Below are 22,122 nucleotides of genomic sequence, written 5' to 3' on the forward strand. Positions count from 1 at the left end.
GGGGTAGCCATGACGGACAAGTTCGTCGCCGCGATCGACCAGGGGACCACCTCCAGCCGCTGCATCATCTTCAACCAGGACGGGGCGATCGTCGCCGTCGACCAGCGCGAGCACCGGCAGATCTTCCCCAAGCCCGGCTGGGTGGAGCACGACGCCACCGAGATCTGGTCCAAGGTGCAGGCCGTGGTCGCGGGCGCGCTCGCCAGGGCCGGGCTGCGCGCCGAGCAGCTCAGCGCGCTCGGCATCACCAACCAGCGCGAGACGACGGTGCTCTGGGACCGGGCGACCGGCAAGCCCGTGCACAACGCGATCGTCTGGCAGGACACCCGGACCTCCGCGCTCTGCCACGAACTGGGCGCCACCGACGGGCAGGACCGGTTCCGCGAGGCCACCGGGCTGCCGCTCGCGAGCTACTTCTCGGGGCCCAAGGCGGCCTGGCTGCTCGACAACGTCCCCGGTCTGCGGACCCGCGCCGAACGCGGCGAGATCGCGTTCGGGACCATCGACTCCTGGCTGATCTGGAACCTGACCGGCGGGACCTCCGGCGGCGTCCACGTCACGGACGTCACCAACGCCTCGCGGACGATGCTGATGAACCTGGAGACCCTGCAATGGGACCCCGAGATCCTCGCCGCGATGAACGTGCCCCGCGCGGTGCTCCCTCAGATCAGGTCCTCGGCGGAGGTTTACGGCACCGCCGTCGGCCAAGTGGCGGGCGTTCCCGTCGCCTCTGCGCTCGGCGACCAGCAAGCGGCGATTTTCGGACAGGCCTGCTACGACACCGGGACGGCGAAGAACACGTACGGGACGGGGAGTTTCCTGCTCCTCAACACCGGCACCCGGCCGGTCCCCTCGAAGAGCGGGCTGATCACCACCGTCGGGTACAAGATCGGTGAACAGGCGCCGGTCTACTGCCTGGAGGGGTCGATCGCGATCACCGGGGCCCTGGTCCAGTGGTTCCGCGACCAGCTCGGCATCATCCGCAGCGCGGACGAGATCGAGACGCTCGCGGCGAGCGTCGACGACAACGGCGGGGCCTACATCGTGCCCGCCTTCTCCGGGCTCTTCGCGCCCTACTGGCGCTCCGATGCGCGGGGCGTCATCACGGGGTTGACCCGGTACGTGACGAAGGCGCACCTCGCGCGCGCCGTCCTGGAGGCGACGAGTTGGCAGACCCGCGAGGTGGTCGACGCCATGTACCAGGACTCGGGAGTGCAGATCACGACGCTCAAGGTGGACGGCGGCATGACCGCCAACAACCTCCTGATGCAGCATCAGGCGGACGTGCTGGGGGTCCCCGTGATCCGCCCCAAGGTGTCCGAGACGACGTGCCTGGGAGCGGCGTACGCGGCCGGTCTTGCCACCGGTGTCTGGTCGGACCTCGACGAACTCAAGGCGCACTGGCAGCGCGATGTGGAATGGTCTCCGCGTATGGAGGGCCAGGTCCGCGAGCGCGAGTACGCCAACTGGCGCAAGGCGGTGGAGCGCAGCCTCGGCTGGCACGAGGAGGGCGGCCGGTAGGCCCCCCACGGACGCGCGGCCCGTACCCCGGTCGGTGGGGGTACGGGCCGCGCTGCGCTCCTTGGGCACGGGGCTTCACGTGGTGGCGGGCTGGCGCGACTTCGCGGACATCGCCATGGCGTGCTCGACCACCCCGACGAGGATCTCCTTGACGGACTCGCGGACCCGAGCGTCGCACATCAGGAGCGGCACCTCGGGGTCGAGGTCGAGGGCCGCGCGTACGGTGTCGACGGGGTAACGGGCCGCGTCGTCGAAGCAGTTGACGGCGACGGTGAAGGGTATGCCGCGCCGTTCGAAGTAGTCGATGCCGGCGAAGCAGTCCTCCAGGCGGCGGGTGTCGGCGAGGACGACCGCGCCGAGCGCCCCCTGCGCCAGCTCGTCCCACAGGAACCAGAACCGGTCCTGGCCCGGGGTGCCGAAGAGGTAGAGCACCAGGTCCTCGCGGAGCGTGATGCGCCCGAAGTCCATGGCGACCGTGGTGGTGCTCTTGCCCTCCACGCCCGCGAGGTCGTCGACCGGGCGGCCCGCCTCGCTGAGGCGTTCCTCGGTGCGCAGTGGCCGGATCTCGCTCACCGCGCCGACCAGGGTGGTCTTGCCGACGCCGAAGCCGCCGGCGACGAGGATCTTGAGCGTCACCGGATCGACGTGCCGCTTCCTGCGGCTAGAGCGCCCGAAGGCCATTGATCACCTCGCGGAGAAGGGACTCGTCCGGCAGCTCGGCCGGCGGAACGGGTCGGGTTACGTGCACCAGGGCGTCGGCGACGAGATCGCCGACCAGGACCCGGACCACCCCGACGGGGAGGTCGAGCCCGGCCGCGAGCTCGGCGATCGACTGCGGGGAGTCGCCACAGCGTTCGACGATCTCCACGTGTTCCGGGGAGAGCGTCTGGTCGCGGCCCGGGTCGTCGGCGGCGGGTTCCGGGACGACCACGGCGATCAGGTCGAGACGGTGCTGGCCGACGCTGGTGGTGCGGCCGCGCGTCATGGCGTACGGACGCACCACCGGCCCCGCGTCGTCGTCGAACCAGTGGTGCGGCCGCCCCGGGGCCGCTGCCCCCGACGGGTCGCGCAGCCGGTCCTGGGCCCGCTGGTCTGCGTCACTCATCGCGTCCCCCGCTCATGACGTACCCCACTCACCCTCCGGTGTGCAGGCCGGTCCGTGGTGCGGTGGTCAGATGGACGCCGACCCGCTTGACCATCAGTGTCATCTCGTACGCGACCTGTCCGACGTCGGAGTCGGCGTCGGACAGGACTGCCAGACAGCTGCCGTCGCCGGCGGCCGTCACGAAGAGGAAGGCGTCGTCGAGTTCGACGACGGTCTGGCGGACCTTGCCCGCCTCGAAGTGGCGGCCGACGCCCTTGGCCAGGCTGTGGAAGCCGGAGGCGACGGCGGCCAGGTGCTCGCCGTCCTCGCGGGTCAGGTCGCGGGAGGTTCCGGTGGCGAGGCCGTCGCTGGAGAGCACCAGTGCCTTGCGGATGGAGCCGACGCGGTCGACCAACTCGTCGAGAAGCCAGTTGAGTTCGCCGGAACCGCTCCCTGCGTTGCGTGCTGCGGCTGAGTCCTGTGGCGCGGTCATCGACCGTCCCCCTCCGGTGTGGTTCGTCGTGCGGTGTCGCCCCGGGCGGGCGCGGACGGTCCTTCCGCGGTGTCCGGTGCGGCGTTCTGGCGGCGGCCGCGTTGCCAGCCGCGCTGCAGTGCGGCCATGCGGTCGCGCACCTCGTCGGCGTCGCGCTCCGGCTCGGGCCCGTCGTCGGACTCGGGGCCGGGGAGCCGACCGTCGGGGGCGCCCTTGAGCTGGGGGGCCAGGCTGGCCTGGCGGACCCGGCGGGGCAGCCCGCCCAGCGGGGTCTCGTCCTCGGGCCGCTGCGGCCCGGGCAGGCTGCCCCAGGACGGTGCGGAGCTGGGCGCGCCCGGCAGGTCGGCCGGGTTGGCGGGCCCCGACCCGGGCGGCTCGGAGAGGCCCGCGGGCTTCACCGGCGTCAGTCCTGACGGCGCGGGCGCGGGCCTGAGGGACTGCGGGGCCCCGGGAGTCGAGGACCGCGGCGGCTGGGGCGTACGGCGTTCGGGCAGCCGGTTCCCGAAGGCGCGGCCCTCCGCGGGGGCCGGGTCCGGGTCGGGGGCCGGGTGGCCGCGTCCGGGGCCGTCCACGCGCCGGCCGTTGTCGCTGACCAGGGTCGGCACCCGGTGGCGGCGCGGCAGCGGCACGGGACCCTGCTCCTCGCCCTCGTCGGCGGCCTGCTGGTGCTGCTGGCGGTCGTCGGCCGGTTCGGGCACCCGGCGGGCCGAGCGGAGGAGTCCGCCGCGGGACGCCTCGATCTCGTCGAGACCCGGGGGCGCTTCGAGAACGGAAGGCACCTCCAGGCCCAACTGGTCGAGCGGCGGCTCCAGTTCGACCGGTCCGTCCAGGACCGACTGGCCGGGGATGCCGACCGGCAGCGGGGAGAGCGCGCGGCGCGGCGCGTCCGGGACGCTCTTGCCGTCGCCCTTGGCGGCCTTGCGGTCGAGCCGGAACCCGGTGCCCTCGGTGTCGGGCGCGTCAGTGAGCAGCGTCGCCGGGATGAACACGACGGCGGTGGTGCCTCCGTACGGAGACGGCTGGAGCGAGACGCGTACGTTCTGGCGCTGGGCGAGCCGGCTGACCACGAACAGGCCGAGCCGGTCGGTGTCGGAGAGCTCGAACTCGGGGGTCTCGGCGAGCCGCAGGTTGGCGTCGAGGAGCATCTCCGGGGCCATGCCGAGGCCGCGGTCGTGGATCTCCAGGGTGAAGCCGTTGGCGACCCGCTCGCCGTGCACCTGGACGGCGGTGTGCGGGGGCGAGAACACCGTGGCGTTCTCCAGGAGTTCGGCGATCAGGTGGGTGAGGTCGGCGACGGCCGGGCCGCCGACCCCGAGCCTGGGCAGCCTGCGCACCTCGATGCGCTCGTAGTCCTCGACCTCGGCGACCGCGGCCCGTACGACGTCCATGAGCTGGACGGGCTTGCGCCACTGGCGGGAGGGAGCCGCGCCGGACAGGATCACCAGGCCCTCGGCGTGCCGGCGCATGCGGGTGGTGAGGTGGTCGAGCCGGAAGAGGTCGGCGAGCTCGTCGGTATCCTCGGTGCGCCGCTCCATGGTGTCCAGGAGCGTCAACTGGCGGTGCAGGAGCACCTGGTTGCGGCGCGCGAGGTTGACGAACACCTCGGAGACGCCGCGGCGCATGTCGGCCTGCTTGACGGCGGCCTCGACGGCGGCGCGTTGCAGGGTGTTGAGGGCCTGGCCGACCTGGCCGACCTCGTCGCGTTCGTAGTCGAGGCGCGGCGCCTCGGTCTCGACGTCGACCTGTTCGCCGGCGGCGAGGCGGCGCATCACGCTCGGCAGCCGCACGCCGGAGACCTCGTGCGCCTCCTTACGGAGGCGGGTGAGGTCGCGGATCAGCTCGCGGCCGACGCGTACGGACATGAACAGCGAGATCAGCAGCGCGAGGAAGCCGAGCACGCCGGCGAGCCCGGCCTTGATGAGCACGTTGAAGGCGACCGGCTCGACGCGGTCCTGGTAGCGGTTTCCGGCCTCGGTGCCCATCTGGGCGAGGTGGTCGAGGACGGGGGTTGCGGCCTGCTGCCAGCGGGCGGCGTCGATGTGCCGGGGGTCCTTGGCGGGCCCGGCGTCGATGATGGCGGCCTCGGCGGTGCGCAGGGCCTCGGTGTCGGGGCCGCGCCAGTACTGCTCGAAGACGTCGCGTTCGGAAGCGGGCAGGATCTCCAGGTTGGTGTCGTAGAGCAGCTGCCGGTTGGCCACCAGGTCGGAGATCCGGCGCAGTTCGGGGGCCGTCGTCTTCGGAGTGATCAGCGAGGAGGCCACGAGGGCGTCCTCGCGCGACAGCATCTCGCGGGCCCGGGTGATGCCGACGAGCGCCCGGCCCTGCTTGTCCATCTCCACGTTCTCCAGGGCGTGGAGATTCATGAGGAAGCTGTAGCAGGGGTCGACGAGGCGGTTGTAGAACTCCAGCGCCTGCTGCCGGTCGACACTGCCCTGGTCGATGGACTGGCGCAGCGAGGCCATGGAGTCGAAGCCGTCGAGCACGGCCTTGAGCCGGGCCTTCGCGAGGGGCTGGAGGTCGCCGCGGACGTCCGAGTCCTGTGCCGCCGCCCGGATTTGGGCCATCTCGGTGTCGGTGGCGGAGCGGCGGCTGCGCAGCGCGGCGAGGGCGTCGGACGGGCGCTCGTCGGCGAGGTAGACGAGGGTCTGGCGGCGCTCCTGCTGGATGACGCGGACGGTGTCCTCGATGGGGTAGCCGACCTTCTTGACGATGTTCGCCACGTCCAGCAGCTCGTTGGCCTGCCGGCCGGTGAGATAGGTGGAGAACCCCCACAGCGCGGTGAGGGAGACGAGCGGCACGAGCAGCAACGCCACGATCTTCCTGCGGATGGACTTCCCGCGAAAGCGCATGGCCTCCCCCAGATCAACCGTCAACAAACGGCGTGAGCCTACTACTGACACACAGACAACTCGAAGGCACGTCCGGGCGATTTTCGGCCGCCGTCGCGGACGGTGATCATGAGTTGTCCTGGTATTCCGGGAGATGACGACCCGGTCCCTGGCCGAGGACACCCGCCATGGCGGCTTTTCGACCACTGTGGCAGATGGCTGGAATTCTGCGTTCCGGGCAAATCCCGGGAATCTTCGGGGAGTTCCGTTCGTCTGTCTGTGCGGGAGGTCTGTTACGGGATGTCTGATGCGGGGGTATCTGTGGGGGGCATCGGGGCTCCGCGGGCGGGGAGGATTGAAGGCATGAGCGTTGAGCAGCAGCCGTTGTGGGTCGAGGAACCTGCCGTGCGACCGCGGCTGCCCGACCCGGTCCGCATCGCGGCCGTGCGCGCGGTCATCATCGTCGCGGCGACGCTGATACAGGCGATGGTCGCCGTCCTGTGCACACTGGCCGGGGCGTGGCTCGCCTTCCCGATGGTGCTGAGCAGCGTCGGAAGCACCGTGCTCGCCACCTGGGGGGTGCTCGACGTCTGGGTCACCCGCCAGGTGTGGAACCAGCGCAACGGTGTGGTGTCGACGCCCAGCAGCACGGCGCGCAAGCTGCGCAAGGAGCGCCGCCGGGCCCGGCGGGCCGCCCGCACGGCCGAGCGGGCGGCGCGAATACGGTCCGCCGACGGCTCGGGGCAGCGGCTGTCCCGAGCCTGAGCCGCCCGGCCGCCGCTTCCGCCCCGGCGTGCCGCGCCGAGTGCCTCGACTCCTCGGTCAGGCGGGCTTCTTGAACATGCGCGTCGCGGTGATCTCGCCGTGCACGGTCTCGCCCGCGGTGTCCTGCTGGGGCAGGCCGGGCCGCAGGTGCTCCTCGACGCTGATGTACTTCAGGCCCGCCCTGAGGTCCGCGTCGTTGCGCAGCCGGATCACCAGGGGGAACTCGGCGAGCGCGGTCGTGTCGAACAGGCCCGTGGTGTAGAGGAGTTGGACACCGAGCGCGTCGGACACGGCCCGCTGGAGCTCCAGGAGGTATGTCGCATTGGCGCGGCCGATCGGGTTGTCGAGGAAGAGCGTCCCGGCGTGGCGGTGCTTGTCCCGGCCGCGGTCGTTGCTGCGCAGCGCCGCCATCGTGCAGTAGAGCGCGATCGCGGCGGTGAGCAGCTGGCCGCCGGAGAACACGTCGCCCATCTGCCCGACGGGGACGCGCTCGGCGCGCAGCACCGCGTCCGGCTTGAGGATCTCCACGGAGATGCCGCGCGGCTCAAGTGCCGCCTGCACTCCGCGCAGCAGCAGGGACATGCCGTCCCTGCGCATGTCGGAGTTCTTCTTGACGGCGGCGCGGGTGGCCTCGTCGATGACCTCGCCGAGCCGTTCGGTGAGGGTCGCCTGGTCGGGTTCGTCGAAGCGGATCCGCAGGAATTCCTGCCCCGACCATTCGCCGAGGCCCTCGGGGAGCTGGGAGAGGCGCTGGGCGGAGCGGAGCGTGGTGAGCGCCGAGTCCACCAGGCCGCGCAGCCGGTCGACGATGGAGTCGCGGTTGCGCTCCAGCTGCTCCAGCTCGTCGGTCAGGACGCGCAGCCGGGGTTCGAAGGCGGCGGCCCAGGCGGCGGCGTGCTCGGGCAGAGCCGCGGCGGGCAGTTCGCGGATCTGCTGGCGGGCCGGGGTGCGGACCTGCTCGTAGCGGGTGGCGTTGGCGTGCCGGACCAGGATGTCGGACGCCTCGCGGACCGCGGAGTCGGCGGCCGAGAGGTCGCCGGAGCAGCCGCGCAGCGAGCGGCGTGCCTCGGCGGCGGACTGCCGGGCCTCCTCCAGGCTGCCCGGGTACGGCTCGGGGGCGCTCTCCTCGTCCGGGCCCTGGCTGTTGTCCCGCAGCAGGTCGCGCAGCAGCGCGGCCGTCTCGTCGAAGCCGCCGGCCGCGTCCTCGGCGGCCCGGTGGGCGGCGAGGAGTTCGGCATGGGCGGCGCGCGAGGTGTCCAACTCGTCCGTGCGCGCGGCCAGTTCGCTGGTCGCGGTACGCAGCAGGGCCTGGGCCTGCTCGGCGTCGGCGGGCACCTGGTCCTCGGGGAGCTCGGTGTGCGTCTCGCCGTCGGCGGGTGCCAGGCGTTCGGCTTCGCCACGCAGTCGGCCGAGCTGCTCGCTCGCCGTGGACGCCCGGGTCTCCAGCATCTGTACGAGCGACTCGGCGCGGGCGGCGGCCGCCTGGCGGGAGGGGCCGTCCGCACCGTCGGTGCCTTCGAGGAGGGTGGCGGCGCGGGTGCGCACCTTGTTGGTGAGGCGGTCGAGCTCGGCGAGAGCCGCGCTTTCGTCGCTCTCGGCTCGGGCCTGTTCGGCTCGCAGATCGGCGCCGACGCCGACCTTCTCGTACAGCTGGGACGCGGCGCGGTAGGCCTCGCGCAGGGCGGGCAGTGCGGCGCGCGGGGCGTCCGCGTCGGGCTCCGGCAGGGTTTCGGGTGCGCCCGCGATCTCGGCGCGCTCGGCGCGCAGCGCGCGGGAGGTGCGGTGGGCGTCGTCGGCGGCGCGCTGGGCGGCGCGGCGGTCCTCGTCGGCGGCCTTGGCTCGCTCCAGGAACGTCTGGGCGCGGGCCTCCGACTCGGCCGCGTCGTCGGCGAGTTCGCGGAGTTTGACCTGCCAGCCGGCCCGCTCGCGGAGCCGGTAGGCGAGTCCGGCCAGCGCGTCGGCGGCGCGCCGGGCGCGCTGGGCGGCCTCCTGGCGCTCCTCGCGTACCCGTGCGGTGTCGGCGGCCGCCTCGTCCGCCTCGGCCCGTACGGTGCGGGCCTCGGTCAGTTCCTGTGCGGCTTGCCCGGCGGCCTCGCGGGCGCAGTGGGCGGCGGTGGCAAGCTCGGCGAGCATGCCGGGCGGGCAGTCGGCGCGCCAGGATCCGATGCGGGCGGCGAGCGAGCGGTCCCCGGTGAGCCGGGCGGCCAGCGTACGGATCTCCTCGTCGCGGGCGGTGGCGCGGGCGCGCAGCGTCTGGCGCTCCTCGTCGGCGGCGCCCTCGTCGTGCATGGCCGGGTTCGGCGGGACGAGGAAGATGCCGCTGTCACCGCCCGAGTCCGCGGCGGGAACGGGCGCGAGCAGCGCGGCAGTTGTGCCGACGGCCACCGCGGAGCGCGGCAGCAGCGCGGCGCTTGCGAGGGCCTCGCGGGCCCGGGCGTGCGAGGCGGGGTCGGTGATCACCACGCCGTCGACGAGCTCGGGGCGGGCCGCGAGCACCGCGGCGTGGTCGGCGGGGGCCACGGCCTGGGCGAGGTAGCGCCAGCCGGGCAGCGCCGGGATGCCGTGCTCGCCGAGGTACTCGACCGTGGCGAGGACGTCCGGACTGGGCGGCAGCAGCCCGCCGTCGCCGAGGGCGCCGAGGATGCGCGCGTCGTCGGCGGCGGCCGTGCGCAGTTCGAAGAGCTGGCGCTCGGCGGAGGCGATGCCCTGATCGAGGAGGGCGCGCAGTTCATCCGCAGTTCGGTCCAACTCCTCGGCGGTGAGCGGGCTTTGGGCGCCTTCACCGTCGGGCCGGCGCGGGCCGGGCACGGAGGCCGGGGCTCCGGGCAGGCTGAGCAGTTCGGCCAGGCGCTCCTGTGACGCGATGGATTCGGCGGCGCGGCGCTCGGCGTCGTAGGCGTTCCCGGTGGCTCGGGCGGCGTCCTCGGCGCGGGCCGCTGCCAGTTCGGCGCGGGCTTCGACGGAGGCGGCTTCGCGGGCCCGGTCGGCGGCGGTGCGGGCGGCTTCGCGGGCCGCGTCCCAGCCGGCCACCGCGGTCTTCTCGGCGTCGCTGGCGGCGAGCGCGGCGCGGGCCGGGTCGGCGTCCGGCGCGCTGTCGTCGAGCCATCCGGCGCGTACCGCCTCGGCGGTCTCCTGCTCGACCTCCGCCAGGCGCTGGCGCAGGTGCCCGGCCTCGCTGCGGGCGCGCTGGGCCTCGGTCGCGGCGGCGGTGGCGTCGCGGTGGGCGGCCTCGCCCGCTTCCTGGAGGCCCGCGGAGCGCTCTTCTTCCTCGGCCGCCACGCGCTCGCCGTCCTCGGCGGCCGCGTGCAGGGCCCGTACGAGATCGGCGGCGGCCTTGGCGCGCGCCGCCAGGGCGGGGGCCGCGTCCCGTTCGGCCTCCTGGATGGCGGCGGCGACGCGCGCGGAGCGGTCGGCGGCGGCCCGGTGGCGCAGGACCGCCTCGGCGGCCTGCCAGGCGGAGTGCAGCGTACGGGCGTCGGCCAGTTCGCGGCGCTGCGCGGTGGCGGCCTTCTCGGCGACGGCGAGCGCCAACGAGGCGTGCCGGTAGGCGAGTTCGGAGGCGATCAGGGAGCTGCGGCCGCGCGTCTGCTCGGCGAGGGTGACGTGGTGGGCGGCGGCGGTGACCTGCTGGGCGAGGTCGGTGGCGCGGCCCCGCTCGTCGGCGGCGCGGGCCGAGAGGCGGCGGGCGAGGGTGCGGGTGCGCCGCTCGGCCCCGGCGTGGACGTCGCGGGCGCGTGCCCGGGTCTCGGCGGCTTCGACGATGCGGTTCAGCAGGTCCACCGAGCCCGCGGTGAAGTCGCGTTCGGCGGTGAGTTCGGCGCGGCGGCCGAGCTTGTTGCCGAAGCCGCTGACCAGGTCGGCGAGCCCGTCGGTGTCGCGGGTGTCGGTGACCGCGCGAAGCAGCAGGTCGGTGAAGTCGGAGTCCTTCTTGACCGCGAACAGGCCCGCGGCCTCGCCCTCGTCGGCGTTCATCTCCCGCTGGTAGCGGAAGAGTTCGGGGTCCAGACCCAGGTCGCCGAGGTGTTCGTTCCAGCGGTCGTGGATCTCCTCCCAGTACACCTCCAGGTGCGGGTACGCCTTGGTCGCCTCCGTGATGGCGTCGCGGAAGCCCTTCATGGTGCGGCGGCGGCCCTGGGCGCCCGAGGCACCTTCGGCGGACGGCCGCATCGCGCTGGACTCGGCGACCGGCAGCGAGTCCAGGCTGAGCCCGGGGCCCGGCCGGAACGAGTACCAGGCCTCGGCGAACTTCCGCGGGTCGTTGGAGACCTGGCGGCCGCGCCATTCGCTGACCTTGCCGACCACGACGAGCTCGCCGGTGAGGGTGTGCTGCCACTCCAGGGCGACGTGCCCGCAGTCGTCGGCGAGCAGGAACTTGCGCAGCACGCCGGAGCTCGCGCCGCCCAGGGTGTTGCGGTGGCCGGGCAGCATCACCGAGAAGATCAGCTTGAGGAGTACGGACTTGCCGCCGCCGTTCTCCAGGAAGAGCACGCCCGCGGGCGCCGGGCGGCGCGGCGGGCCGACCGGCTCGTCCTCGAAGAACTCGGCCTGCGCGGGGGCCGGGTTGGGCACGGGCGCGCCGACTCCCCGCAGGTCAAGCACGGTGTCGGCGTAGCGCGCACCGGCAGGCCCGATGGAGTAGAGGCGGACCCGGGACAGCTCGTACATGTCGGCGGACTCTCGTGGTGGTGGGGGGCGGGAAGCGGGGTCAGGAGTGGAACGGCAGCCCGGCGTCGGCCGCCAGTTCCAGGTCGTCGGCGTCGGTCGGCGGGAGCAGGGTGGCGCCGCCGTCGGTGACCGCGACCACGCCGAGCTCGATCAGCTCGGACAGGGCGGCGCTGCCCGCCATGTCGCGGACCTGCAACTGGTAGCGGGCGGTGGTGCGGTAGGCGCCGCCCGCGTCGTCTCCGGTCCGCTGGAGGAAGCCGGACTCGGTGAGGAAGGCGACGGCCTTGGCGACGATGCCGGTGGTCGATCCGGCGAGCCGGCGGGCGTCCTTGGTCGCGCCGGTGGAGCTGCGCCGCGCGTAGATCCGCCAGGCCGCCTCCAGGCCGGGGGCGCCGCTCTCGGGGTCGGTGTTCTCGCCCACCTCCTCGGCCCGTTCCTCCAGGCGGCGGCAGGCCTGCCGCACGAAGGCGTCCACGCCGTTGACGGTGATCCGGCCGATGTAGCCGTCGTCGGCGAGGTCCTCGGGCCGGGGGTACGCCATGGCGGCGACGGCGAGATGGGCCAGGCCGTGCAGGAAGCGGTCGGCGGAGTCGGGGGCGGCGGCGCGGCGCGCGTAGTCGCCCATGCGGACGGCGAAGACCGAGTCCTCCGCGGCCGTCACGGCCATGCCGGCGCGGGGCGACACCTCCAGGACGATCAAGCCGAGGCCGGCTGCGACGGCGTCCGCGAGGCGGGCGAACGCGGGGTCCTCGCGGTGGCGCCTCAGCAGCTCGCTGTACTCGGCGTCCCTGGCCGGGAGCAGCTTGGGCTGGAGGCCGAAGGCGACGAGCCGCGCGGCGTCGGCGGCGTCGGCGGGGGTGATCCGGCCTTCGCCGCCGGTGCCGGTCGCGGCGGGCGCCGGGGCCTCGGCGTCGTCGCCGAACGCGGGCTCGGGGTGGTGGTCGGTCACGGGTGCTTCTCCTTGGTGCGTACGTTGCCGAGCGGGGCGGGGTGGGCGCCTGCGGCGGGGTTCTCCCCCACCCCGCCCCTTCCCGCTGTGACACTCAGCGGCTCCGCCACGGGCCTCCGGCGGTTAGTGGGAAAAGGGAGGGTGTTCGTTCTGGGGGCTCCGCCCCCAGAACCCCGCGGGGGCTGCGCCCCTCGACCCCGCTGCGGGGTCAGATCCAGCCCCTCCGGCGTTTGAGGAGCGGGTGTTCGGGGGCCGAGCCCCCGGAGCAGGGGTGCAGGCGGCGCAGTCCCCGCCGGGTCCGGGGCGAACCTCACGCCGCCTCCGTCCGGCCCGCTGCCATCCCCGCCGCGTCGAGCAGCGCCGTGCCCACGATCAGGTCCGCGCCGCCGAACTCCGGGTCGTCCAGCTGGGTTCCGTCGTCCACGGCGAACAGGAGGCGTTCTTCGCCCTGGCGGTACGCGGTGCCGACCGGCGGGCTCGCCGCGTGGACCGCCAACAGGGCGACCAGGTACGGCAGTTCGGGGTCGAGGCGGCGGGCCTCGGCCAGCAGGCCCGAGAGACGGCGCGGGGCGTCGTGCTCCAGGTCGAGCAGTTCCATGGCGGCGGCGAGCTGCTCCTCGCTGAACCGGCTGTCGTCCGGGGTGGCGATCAGGTCCGGCTCGGGCATCTCCGCGCCGAGGTGCTCGCGCTCCATGGGCGGCGTGAGCAGTATGTCCACCAGGTCGCCGACCCGTACGGACACCGGGGTGCGCAGGCCCGTGCCGCGGGCGAAGAAGGCGTCGGTGACGCGGATCGCCTGTTCCACCGGGAGCGGCAGCACGGGCGCGACCAGCTGTCCGTACAGGTCGAGGCCGGAGCGGGCGGCCGGGCGGGCGAAGGCCTGGCGGTCCTGTTCCGCGCGGAAGAGCGGGCCGGCCTCCAGGAGGCGGGACTGGAGCTGGGTGTGGCGGCGGATGCAGTCCTTGACGATGTCGACGAGCTCGGCGGCGCGGCGCTTGTGCTCCGGGTCCTCCGCCTCGTCGCGCGCCTTGCGGATGTTGGTGAGGATCGCGTTCTCGTGCCGGTAGCGGTCGGCGACGTGGTCGAGGGCCTCGGCGATCATGTCCGGCACGGCGTTGAGCCAGTCGACCGCGCGCACGTTGCGCCGCGTGGCCTCCAGGGTGCGCCGCAGCGTCTCGGCGTACTGCACGGTGCGGTAGCGGGCCTGTTCGGCGGCGAGCTGGGCGTCGGCCAGGCGGCCGCGGCTGATGAGGACCTCCAGCTTGACCTCGGCCGCGATCTGGGCGCTGGTGACGTCGGTGTCGAGGGCGCCCACCAGGACGTTGACGGCCTCGTCGGTGGTGCGCAGGTACACGGCGCCGCCGTAGCCGGGGACCTCTTCGAGGAGCTTGAAGTCGTAGTCCCTGCGGACGTAGACCCCGTCCGGGTTGAACGTGCCGTACACCGCGCGGAAGCCGCGGTCCACGCTGCCCACGTTGATCAGGTTCTCCAGGACCCAGCGGGCCACCCGCTCGTGCTCGGCGGCGGGCCGGGCCGGCGCCTGGGCGGCCACGCGCGGGATGAGCCGGGCCACGATCTGGTCGTGGTCGGCGCCCGTGTCGAAGTCCATGTTCAGCGTGACGAGGTCGATGGAGGCCAGGGCCACCTCCGCCATCGCGTACACCGAGTACTCGCCCGCGAGGTTGGCCTTGCGCACGTCGAGGTCGTGCAGCGGCGCGGTGCACGCCAGCGCGCGCAGACGCCGCGCGAGCCCCTCGTCGGCGGCCGGGCCCGGTGCGGGGCGCGCCGCCGCGCTGAGCTGGGGCGGAACGGGTTCCGTCGAGGCAGGCGAAGTCACGGTGGACAGATTAGGTCCTCGCACTGACAACGGTCGAAACGGCGCAGAACAGCCCGCTGCCCACGGCCTCTCGCAGTGGCTACGCGGGGGCGTGCGCGACCAGTTTCCCGTACGCCTCGACGAGCTGGGCGCGCGAGTCGTCGAGGTAGTCGGCGAGCAGCCCCTCGGCCGGCACCCGCTCCCCCGCGCGCAGCGCTTCGAGGATCTCCCGGTTGCGTACGAGGTAGGGCTGGTGGAGTCGGCGCGGGTCGTCCACCACGTGGAAGGCCAGGCGGAGTTCGGCGAGCACGCCCCGCATCAGTTCGTCGGTGCGGGCGCTGCCCGCGAGGCGCACGAGTTCGCGGTGGAAGTGGATGTTGGCGGTGGAGACGCCCTGCCAGTCGCCCTCCTCGGCCGCGCGTTCGCCGCCCGAGACGGCCGCGGCGAGCCCGTCGAGCGGGTAGGGCGGCTCGCCGAGCCCCTGGACGACGGCGCATTCGACCAGGCGCCGGGTGCGGTAGATGTCGGCGACGTCCTCGACGGCGAGCACCCGGACGAAGACCCCTCGGTTGAGTTCGTGGACCAGGAGCCGTTCGTGGGTGAGCAGCCGGAACGCCTCGCGCAGGGTGTTGCGCGAGACCCCCAGGGCCTTGCCGATGGCGTCCTCCGCGAGGCGCTCCCCCGGCGGGAAGAAGCCTTCCGCGATCCGGCTGCGCAGGATGTCCGCGACCCGCTCCGCCGTGCTGGTGCGGCCGAGCAGCGCGCGGTCCTCGGCGAGTCCGCCGAGTCCGGAGTCCGTTGTCGCCACAGCGCCCTCTCTCCCCCGCCGGCCGCTCCGGCCGACGCGTGGGCCCATCGTAGAAGCATCGCGAGGACGTGAGCACGTGAGGAAGCAGGAACGTCTCGACATGAGTCTTGTCGGATCGTTCAACAATCCCCTACGTTGAGGGAACGACACACCGACACTGCGCTCCGGAACCGCACCCCGGATGCGCGCTCAAGGAACCCCACGACCGGACCCCGCTCCGGCCCCGCACGGTCTCGGCAGCCCTCTCGTCCCCTCCTGCGAGGTGCACATGAGCACGACCAAGGCACAGCCGCAGCACGGTCAACACCCGCACGACAACGGCCCGTTCGGATGGCTGCGCGCGCTCGGCCCCGATGGTCGCCGCGCCTTCTCGGGCGCCTTCGGGGGCTATGCCCTCGACTCGTACGACTTCTTCACGCTCCCGCTCACCATGGTCGCGATCTCGGCGTACTTCGGGCTCGACACCGGCCAGACCGGGCTGCTCACCACGGTGACGCTGGTGGTGTCGGCCGTGGGCGGCGCGTTCGCCGGGGTGGTCGCGGACCGGATCGGCCGGGTCAAGGCGCTGATGATCACCGTCGGCACCTACGCGGTCTTCACGGTGCTCTGCGGATTCGCCCCCAACTACGAGACGCTGCTGGTGTTCCGCGCCCTCCAGGGGCTCGGCTTCGGCGGCGAGTGGGCGGTCGGCGCGATCCTGGTCGCCGAGTACGCCTCGGCCAAGCACCGCGGGCGGACCCTGGGCGCGGTGCAGAGCGCGTGGGCGGCCGGCTGGGCGCTCGCCGTCGTCGTGTACACGCTGGTGTTCCAGTACGTCGACGCGGACACCGCCTGGCGCGTGGTCTTCTGGACCGGCGCGCTCCCCGCCCTGCTGCTCGTCTACGTACGCCGCAACGTCAGTGACGCGCCCCAGGCGACCGAGCAGCGCCTCGCCACGGCCCGCACCACGAGCGGCGGCGCCACCTTCGCCGCCATCTTCCGGGGCCCGCTGCTGCGCACGACGCTCTTCGCGGTGCTGCTCTCGGCCGGTGTCCAGGGCGGCTACTACACGCTCGCCACCTGGGTGCCCACCTTCCTCAAGAGCGACCGACACCTCACGGTCGTCGGCACCGGCGGCTATCTGGCGTTCCTCATCTCCGGCGCCTTCATCGGCTACCTGACCGGCGGATACCTCACCGACCGGCTCGGCCGGAAGAAGAACATCGCCCTGTTCGCGGTCCTGTCGGCCGTCTGCATCCTTCTCTACACCCACCTTCCGTCCGGGGCGAACACCCTCCTCCTGGTGCTCGGCTTCCCGCTCGGCTTCTGCATGTCGGCGATCTTCAGCGGCTTCGGCTCGTTCCTCAGCGAGCTGTACCCGACCGCCGTGCGCGGCACCGGTCAGGGCTTCACGTACAACACCGGGCGGGCCGTGGGCGCGTTCTTCCCCACTCTGGTCGGCTATCTCGCCGACAGCTGGGGCGTGGGCGGCGCCCTGGTGTTCGGCGCGGTCGGCTACGCCATCGCCGTACTGGCCCTGCTGGGACTGCCCGAGACGCGCGGACAGGAACTCCTGTGAACACGTGAACGCGGCGCCGCCCACCTCCTCAAGGCCGGCGAGCGGGGCCCGCGCCCCGTTCCCGAGCGTCCTCGCCCCGCCCGGGGCAGACTGCATCACAGGGCCACGAACACTTCGCACCACCCCGAACAGGAGATCCCACCCCCATGACCCGGTCCGCGACGACGTCGATCGACCTCAATGCCGACCTCGGTGAGGGCTTCGGCCACTGGCGGTTGACCGACGACGAACAACTCCTGTCCGTTGTCACCAGCGCCAATGTGGCCTGCGGCTTCCACGCGGGCGACCCGGCCATCATGCGGCGGGTCTGCGCCCTGGCGGCGGAGCGCGGCGTACGCATCGGCGCCCAGGTCTCCTACCGGGATCTGGCGGGCTTCGGCCGCCGCTCGATGGACGTGCCGCCCGATGAGCTGGCCGCCGAAGTCGCCTACCAGATCGGCGCGTTGGAGGTCTTCGCGCGCGCCGCGGGCAGCCGGGTCTCGTACGTCAAACCGCACGGCGCGCTCTACAACCGCGTCGTGCACGACGAGGAGCAGGCGGCCGCCGTCGTCGAAGGGGTGCTCCTCGCGGGCGGGGCGCTGCCGGTCCTCGGGCTGCCGGGCTCCCGGCTGCTTTCGGCGGCCGAGGCGGCCGGGCTCGGCGTCGTCACCGAGGCGTTCGCGGACCGCGCCTACACCGCGCGGGCCACCTTGGTACCGCGCGGCCGGGACGGCGCCGTCGTCAGTGACCCGGACGCCGTGGTCGCGCGAGCGGTCGCGATGGCCCTGGACGGCACGGTCGTGGCCGAGTCCGGCGAGCCGGTCCCCGTCGGCGCGGGCTCGCTGTGCCTGCACGGCGACACCCCGGGCGCGGTGGACCTGGCCCGCCGGGTGCGGGCGGCGCTTGAGTCGGCGGGCGTCCGGGTCGCGGCGTTCTCGTGAGCACCCCGCGCACCCTGCCGGTCGGGGAACACGCCCTGCTGGTCGAGCTGGAGGACGGCGAGGCGGCCGGCGCGCTGCACGCCGAGCTGCTGCGCCGCCGCGCCGCCGGAACGCTCCCTCCGGTACGGGAGATCGTGCCCGCGGCCCTCACCGTACTGCTCGACGGCGTCACCGATCCCCAGGCGCTCGCCGCCCAGTTGACGAGGTGGCGCATCCCTCCTTTGGAGGCGGGCGCCCAGGAGGCGGTCGAGATCCCCGTGCGCTATGACGGTCCCGACCTCGCGGACGTCGCGGCCCTGTGGCAGGTCTCGGAACAGGAGGCGGTGCGCATCCACTCCTCGGCCGAGTTCCGGGTCGCCTTCTGCGGGTTCGCGCCCGGTTTCGCCTACCTCACCGGGCTCGGCGAGCGGTACGCCGTGCCGCGCCGGGACACCCCGCGCACCTCTGTCCCGGCCGGCTCGGTGGCCCTAGCGGGCCCGTACACCGGTGTCTATCCGCGCTCCTCCCCCGGCGGCTGGCAGCTGATCGGCAGCACGGACGCCGCCCTGTGGGACCCGCACCGCGACCCCGCCGCCCTGCTCGGCCCGGGCACCCCGGTGCGATTCGTGCCCCGGGCGGCACGATGACCGACCGGGCCCTGTGCGTCGTACGGGCCGGAGCGCTCACCTCAGTACAGGACGAGGGGAGACACGGCCACGCGCACCTTGGGGTGCCGCGTTCGGGCGCGCTCGATCTGCCCGCGAGCCGTCTCGCCAACCGCCTGGTCGGCAATGCCATGGGGGCGGCCGTGCTCGAAACGACCCTCAACGGGTGTGCGGTACGGCCCCTTTGTGCGGTCACCGTGGCGGTGACCGGGGCGCCCTGCCCGGTCACGCTGGACGGCCGGCCGGTGGCGTGGGGCGCCCCGGTGCGGGCGCCTGCGGGGGCCGTGGTCGAGGTGGGCGCGGCGACGCACGGGGTGCGCTCCTACCTCGCGTTCGCCGGTGGCATCACCGTCGAGCCGGTGCTCGGCAGCCGCTCCACCGACCTCCTGTCGGGCCTGGGCCCGGCGCTGCTCAGGGACGGCGCCGTGCTGCCGCTGGGCAGCCCGGCCGCCGCGTACCCGCCCGTGGACGAGGCGCCCGCGCCCGGCGTGCCGCAGGAGCTGGTGCTGCGGGTGCGCCCGGGGCCGCGCGCGGACTGGTTCACGGCGGACGCCACGGCCGTTCTGGCGGGCGGGCACTACCGGGTGTCCTCGGCGAGCAACCGCATCGGGCTGCGCACCGAGGGGCCCGCGCTGCGGCGCGCCGTCGACGGTGAACTCCCCAGCGAGGGAATGGTGTTGGGCGCGGTCCAGGTGCCGCCGGACGGACGTCCGGTGGTCTTCCTCGCCGACCACCCGACGACCGGCGGCTACCCGGTGATCGGCGTGGTCCCCGAACCCGACCTGGCGGCCGCGGCTCAGGCCACCGTGGGCATGCCACTGAGGTTCGCGCCGGTGGGCCGGCCCTGACCCGGCGAGACGGCCGCCAGCGCGGACGTCAGGGCTTCGGCGGCCCGCACATCGAGCCGCGCCGCGTGGCGCAGCTCCTCACCGGCCAGCCGGAGCAGTTGGGGCAGCAGGTCGGTGGAGCGGCGGGCCAGCCAGGCGGTGCCCGAGGTGGCCAGCCAGAAGAGCGAGGCGGCGGCACTCGGCGGCGGCTGTTCCGGTTCGACCGGGGGTGGGGCGCCCGGTGCCAGGCCGCGCTCGGCGAGCAGCACGTGGCAGCGGGCCGCGATCAGCCGGTGCCCGCGCTCGCCCGGGTGCAGCCGGTCCGCGCTCCACAGGGCGCGGTCCTCGACCCAGGCGGGGTCGGCGAGGTGCAGATGGACCGCTCCGTAACGCGCGGACAGGGTGTGCACCACGGCGTTGACGGCCCGCTGCCTCCTGGCGAGCGGGCGGGCGAGCGGCCCCGGCAGCCCGAGCATGGCGCCCGGGTCGGGCAGGCAGGCGGTGAGCAGCACCGCTCCCTGCCCGGTGAGGCCGCCGTACACCGCGTCCAGGCGGACCGCGACGCGGTGGATGTCGAAGGAGCGGCGAAGTGTGTCGTTGACGCCGACGACGACCGAGGCGAGGTGAGGGGCGAACTCCTTTGCCATAGGCGCCTGTTGCTCCGCGACGTCTAGGGTGAGCGCTCCGCTGGCGGCGAGATTGCGGAACTCCCAGCCCGGCTGGTGACCGGCGAGCAGCGCCGCCCAGCCGCGCCACCCGCCGGCCACCGGGTCGCCGACACCTTCGGTGAGCGAGTCGCCTAGGGCGGCGAACCGCAGGTCCCGGAGGGGACGTTCAACCGCTTCACCGGCGGGGGCGGGGGCAGGGGCGGTCACACGATCACCCCCGGCGTCGTCCGGCCGGTGCCGGGCCGCACCACCGGCGCCTCGTGTGCGGCGAGGAAGGCCGCCACCGAGGCGTCCCAGCCGAACAGTTCGGCCCTCGCCCGCGCGTCCGCCCGGCGATCCCGCTCGGGCCTTGCGAGCAACTCCCTTACCGCTGTGGCGAATTCCCCGCCCGTGCTCCCGGCCGCGAGCCCCGCGTCGCCGATGACCTCCGGCAGGGCGGACGACGCGCTGCACACGACGGGGGTCCCGCAGGCCAGCGCTTCGAGGGCCGAGAGGCCGAACGTCTCCGCCGGGCCCGGCGCCAGGCAGATGTCGGCGGCGGCCTGGAGGTCGGCGAGCGTTTCGCGGTCGGCGACATGGCCGAGGAACTCGACCGGCAGCCGTTCCGCGGCCGCCCGGCGCTCCAGGCTCCCCGCCAGCGGGCCGTCCCCCGCGACCACCAGCGCCGCGCGCACGCCCGCGTGCCGCAGCGCCGCGAGCGCGTCCAGGGCGAGACCCGGCCGCTTCTCGACCGAGAGCCGCGAGCACATCAGGAGCAGCACCCGGGCGCCGCGCGCGTGCCGGGCCCGCAGCACCGTCGAGCGCCGCCCCGGCCTGCACTGCGCCAGATCGACCCCGAGCGGGGCCCTGACCACGTTGCGCGCGCCGATCCGTACGAACTCGCGCTCCGCCCACTCCGTGGTGCACACGATCCGTGAAAACGCCCAGCCCGTACGCCGGTTGAGCCGGTCGGCCGCGCCCGCGGCCACGGCTTCGGGCAGGCCCCAGGTGCGCAGGACGCCGTCGGCCGTCTCGTGCGAGACCATCACGGAGGGGACCCGGGCGCGGCGCGCCCACTCCCCGGTCCAGCGCAAGGTGGTGCGGTCGGACACCTCGATGCGGTCGGGCGCGAGGTCTTCGAGGATCCGGCGCACCCGGCGCCGGTCGGCGAGCACCCGGTAGCCGCCGGTGCCCGGCAGCACGACGCCGGGCAGGGTGATCACCCGCCCCTGCTCGGCGAGTTCGTCCCGCGCCCGCTCGCCCGGCACGACGAGCACGGGGTCGTGCCCGGCCGCCAGATAGCCCCGGCCGAGCTCGCGCAGCGCGGTGCGCAAGCCGCCGGAGGCGGGGGTCACGAAGTTGGCGAGCCGCACGATCCTGAGGCCGCTCATGCCGCCACCACCGCGCGTGCGCCGAGCACCTCGGCGTAGTGGTCCAGGAGCAGATCGCCGACGGCGGCCCAGGTGCGGCTCCGCACGGCGGCCCGCCCGGCGTGCCCGTAGGCGGCCCGCAGCGCCGGATCGGCGAGCTTCAGGACGGCGTCGTGGACGGCCCCGGCATCCCCCGGCGGCACAAGGAGTCCGGTGCGTCCGTGGCCCACGAGATCGAGCGGGCCGCCCGCCGCGGGCGCGATCACGGGCACTCCGCTCGCCATGGCCTCCTGCACGGTCTGGCAGAACGTCTCGTAGGGGCCGGTGTGCGCGAAGACGTCCAGCGAGGCGTGGATCCGGGCGAGTTCGTCGCCGGTGCGCCGCCCGAGGAAGACGGCACCGGGCAGCGCGGCGCGCAGGGCGGGCGCGCTCGGCCCGTCGCCGGTGACGACGACGCGTACGCCGTCCAGGGCGCAGACGTCCGCGAGGAGCTCCACCTGCTTCTCCGGGGCGAGCCGACCGACGTAGCCGACCAGGAGTTCGCCGTGCGGGGCGAGTTGGCGGCGCAGGGCGGCGTCGCGCCTTTCCGGCCGGAAGCGGTCGGTGTCGACGCCGCGCGGCCACAGGCGCACCCGCCGCACTCCGTGCTCCTCCAGGTCGCGCAGGGCCGAGGTGGAGGGTGCGAGGGTGCGGTCGGCGGCGGAGTGCACGGCTCTCAGGCGCCGCCAGGCGGTGCCTTCGCCGGTGCCCACGTAGGTGCGGGCGTACCCGGCCAGGTCGGTCTGGTAGACGGCGACGGCGGGAACGTTCAGGCGGGCCGCGGCGGCCATGCCGCGTACGCCGAGGACGAAGGGGCTCGCCAGGTGGACGAGGTCGGCCCGGTGGGCCGCGATCGCGGCGGCGACCCGGCGGCTGGGCAGCGCGAGGCGGACCTCCGGATAGCCGGGCAGTGGCAGCGAGGGCACCCGTATGACGGGGCACGGCGCGTCAGAGCCCTCCCCCGTGGCCGGGGCTATGACGAGCGGTTGGTGACCGCGTGCGGCGAGATGCCGGGCGGTCTGCAGGGCGCAGTGGGCAACGCCGTTGACGTCGGGCGGGAAGGATTCGGTGACGATGACGACACGCATACCCGTGTTGTCGTCGCGCCGGAAGTGGCCCGGCCGACTTGGATCTTTCCGCCCGGGGAACGTCCCATGAGCGTTGTCTCACCGGGGTCCGGCCGTGGAT

The 22,122-nt window shown here is 74.1% G+C and carries 17 protein-coding genes; 6 read left to right on the forward strand and 11 right to left on the reverse strand.

Annotated features, from left to right (window positions below):
• Positions 1–9 precede the first annotated feature (9 nt).
• A complete protein-coding gene (gene glpK, locus ADK54_RS05800; protein WP_053724431.1) occupies positions 10–1,521 on the forward strand; it encodes a glycerol kinase GlpK in 1,512 nt (503 codons plus the stop codon).
• Positions 1,522–1,596: 75 nt separating this feature from the next.
• Here glpK and ADK54_RS05805 read toward each other — a convergent pair whose 3' ends face one another.
• From ADK54_RS05805 to ADK54_RS05820, 4 genes are read right to left on the reverse strand one after another with little or no spacing between them, the layout of a single operon-like run.
• Complete coding sequence (locus ADK54_RS05805; RefSeq protein WP_053724432.1) at positions 1,597–2,202, reverse strand: GTP-binding protein; 606 nt, start codon at positions 2,200–2,202, stop codon at positions 1,597–1,599.
• The gene (locus ADK54_RS05810; protein ID WP_078966150.1) at positions 2,183–2,626 is read right to left on the reverse strand and encodes a DUF742 domain-containing protein; all 444 of its coding nucleotides are present in this window, start codon (positions 2,624–2,626) and stop codon (positions 2,183–2,185) included. The genes ADK54_RS05805 and ADK54_RS05810 overlap by 20 nt, the downstream gene beginning before the upstream one ends.
• Before the next feature lie 28 nt (positions 2,627–2,654).
• The gene (locus ADK54_RS05815; RefSeq protein WP_053724433.1) at positions 2,655–3,098 is read right to left on the reverse strand and encodes a roadblock/LC7 domain-containing protein; all 444 of its coding nucleotides are present in this window, start codon (positions 3,096–3,098) and stop codon (positions 2,655–2,657) included.
• Positions 3,095–5,947, reverse strand: a complete 2,853-nt coding sequence (locus ADK54_RS05820; RefSeq protein ID WP_053724434.1) for a nitrate- and nitrite sensing domain-containing protein — start codon at positions 5,945–5,947, stop codon at positions 3,095–3,097. The genes ADK54_RS05815 and ADK54_RS05820 overlap by 4 nt, the downstream gene beginning before the upstream one ends.
• A gap of 279 nt (positions 5,948–6,226) precedes the next feature.
• Between ADK54_RS05820 and ADK54_RS05825 the strand changes: the two genes are divergently transcribed.
• The gene (locus ADK54_RS05825) at positions 6,227–6,691 is read left to right on the forward strand and encodes a hypothetical protein (RefSeq protein ID WP_078966151.1); all 465 of its coding nucleotides are present in this window, start codon (positions 6,227–6,229) and stop codon (positions 6,689–6,691) included.
• Between the two features lie 57 nt (positions 6,692–6,748).
• On the opposite strand, the gene ADK54_RS05830 is transcribed toward ADK54_RS05825, so the two are convergent.
• From ADK54_RS05830 to ADK54_RS05845, 4 genes are all read right to left on the reverse strand, one after another.
• Positions 6,749–11,356 (reverse strand): hypothetical protein, encoded by a 4,608-nt coding sequence (locus ADK54_RS05830; RefSeq protein WP_053724436.1) that lies wholly within the window; start codon positions 11,354–11,356, stop codon positions 6,749–6,751.
• A 40-nt stretch (positions 11,357–11,396) separates the two neighbouring features.
• Positions 11,397–12,305 (reverse strand): hypothetical protein, encoded by a 909-nt coding sequence (locus tag ADK54_RS05835; protein WP_053724437.1) that lies wholly within the window; start codon positions 12,303–12,305, stop codon positions 11,397–11,399.
• 310 nt (positions 12,306–12,615) lie between these two features.
• On the reverse strand, positions 12,616–14,142 hold the full coding sequence (locus ADK54_RS05840) for a hypothetical protein (protein ID WP_053724438.1): 1,527 nt from the start codon (positions 14,140–14,142) through the stop codon (positions 12,616–12,618).
• A gap of 79 nt (positions 14,143–14,221) precedes the next feature.
• Complete coding sequence (locus ADK54_RS05845) at positions 14,222–14,929, reverse strand: GntR family transcriptional regulator (RefSeq protein ID WP_053724439.1); 708 nt, start codon at positions 14,927–14,929, stop codon at positions 14,222–14,224.
• 268 nt (positions 14,930–15,197) lie between these two features.
• Between ADK54_RS05845 and ADK54_RS05850 the strand changes: the two genes are divergently transcribed.
• From ADK54_RS05850 to ADK54_RS05865, 4 genes are all read left to right on the forward strand, one after another.
• The gene (locus tag ADK54_RS05850) at positions 15,198–16,487 is read left to right on the forward strand and encodes an MFS transporter (protein WP_053724440.1); all 1,290 of its coding nucleotides are present in this window, start codon (positions 15,198–15,200) and stop codon (positions 16,485–16,487) included.
• A 146-nt stretch (positions 16,488–16,633) separates the two neighbouring features.
• Complete coding sequence (locus tag ADK54_RS05855; RefSeq protein WP_053724441.1) at positions 16,634–17,407, forward strand: LamB/YcsF family protein; 774 nt, start codon at positions 16,634–16,636, stop codon at positions 17,405–17,407.
• Positions 17,404–18,033 carry a 5-oxoprolinase subunit PxpB gene (pxpB, locus tag ADK54_RS05860; protein WP_053724442.1) on the forward strand — a complete coding sequence of 210 codons (630 nt, stop codon included), beginning with the start codon at positions 17,404–17,406 and terminating at the stop codon, positions 18,031–18,033. Before ADK54_RS05855 ends, pxpB begins: the two co-directional genes overlap by 4 nt.
• A complete protein-coding gene (locus ADK54_RS05865; RefSeq protein ID WP_053724443.1) occupies positions 18,030–18,899 on the forward strand; it encodes a biotin-dependent carboxyltransferase family protein in 870 nt (289 codons plus the stop codon). The genes pxpB and ADK54_RS05865 overlap by 4 nt, the downstream gene beginning before the upstream one ends.
• On the opposite strand, the gene ADK54_RS05870 is transcribed toward ADK54_RS05865, so the two are convergent.
• Genes ADK54_RS05870 through ADK54_RS05880 form a run of 3 tightly spaced genes read right to left on the reverse strand, consistent with a single transcriptional unit; the run spans position 18,848 to position 22,022 of the window.
• Positions 18,848–19,753, reverse strand: coding sequence for an SGNH/GDSL hydrolase family protein (locus ADK54_RS05870; protein WP_053724444.1), 906 nt, complete (start codon positions 19,751–19,753; stop codon positions 18,848–18,850). The two genes, ADK54_RS05865 and ADK54_RS05870, sit on opposite strands and share 52 nt — an antisense overlap.
• Entirely contained in the window at positions 19,750–20,916 is a 1,167-nt protein-coding gene (locus tag ADK54_RS05875) for a glycosyltransferase (protein WP_078966152.1), read from the reverse strand. Before ADK54_RS05875 ends, ADK54_RS05870 begins: the two co-directional genes overlap by 4 nt.
• Entirely contained in the window at positions 20,913–22,022 is a 1,110-nt protein-coding gene (locus ADK54_RS05880) for a glycosyltransferase family 4 protein (RefSeq protein ID WP_053724445.1), read from the reverse strand. The genes ADK54_RS05875 and ADK54_RS05880 overlap by 4 nt, the downstream gene beginning before the upstream one ends.
• Between the last annotated feature and the right edge of the window lie 100 nt (positions 22,023–22,122).

Source organism: Streptomyces sp. WM6378 (assembly GCF_001279695.1).
Classification (GTDB): domain Bacteria; phylum Actinomycetota; class Actinomycetes; order Streptomycetales; family Streptomycetaceae; genus Streptomyces.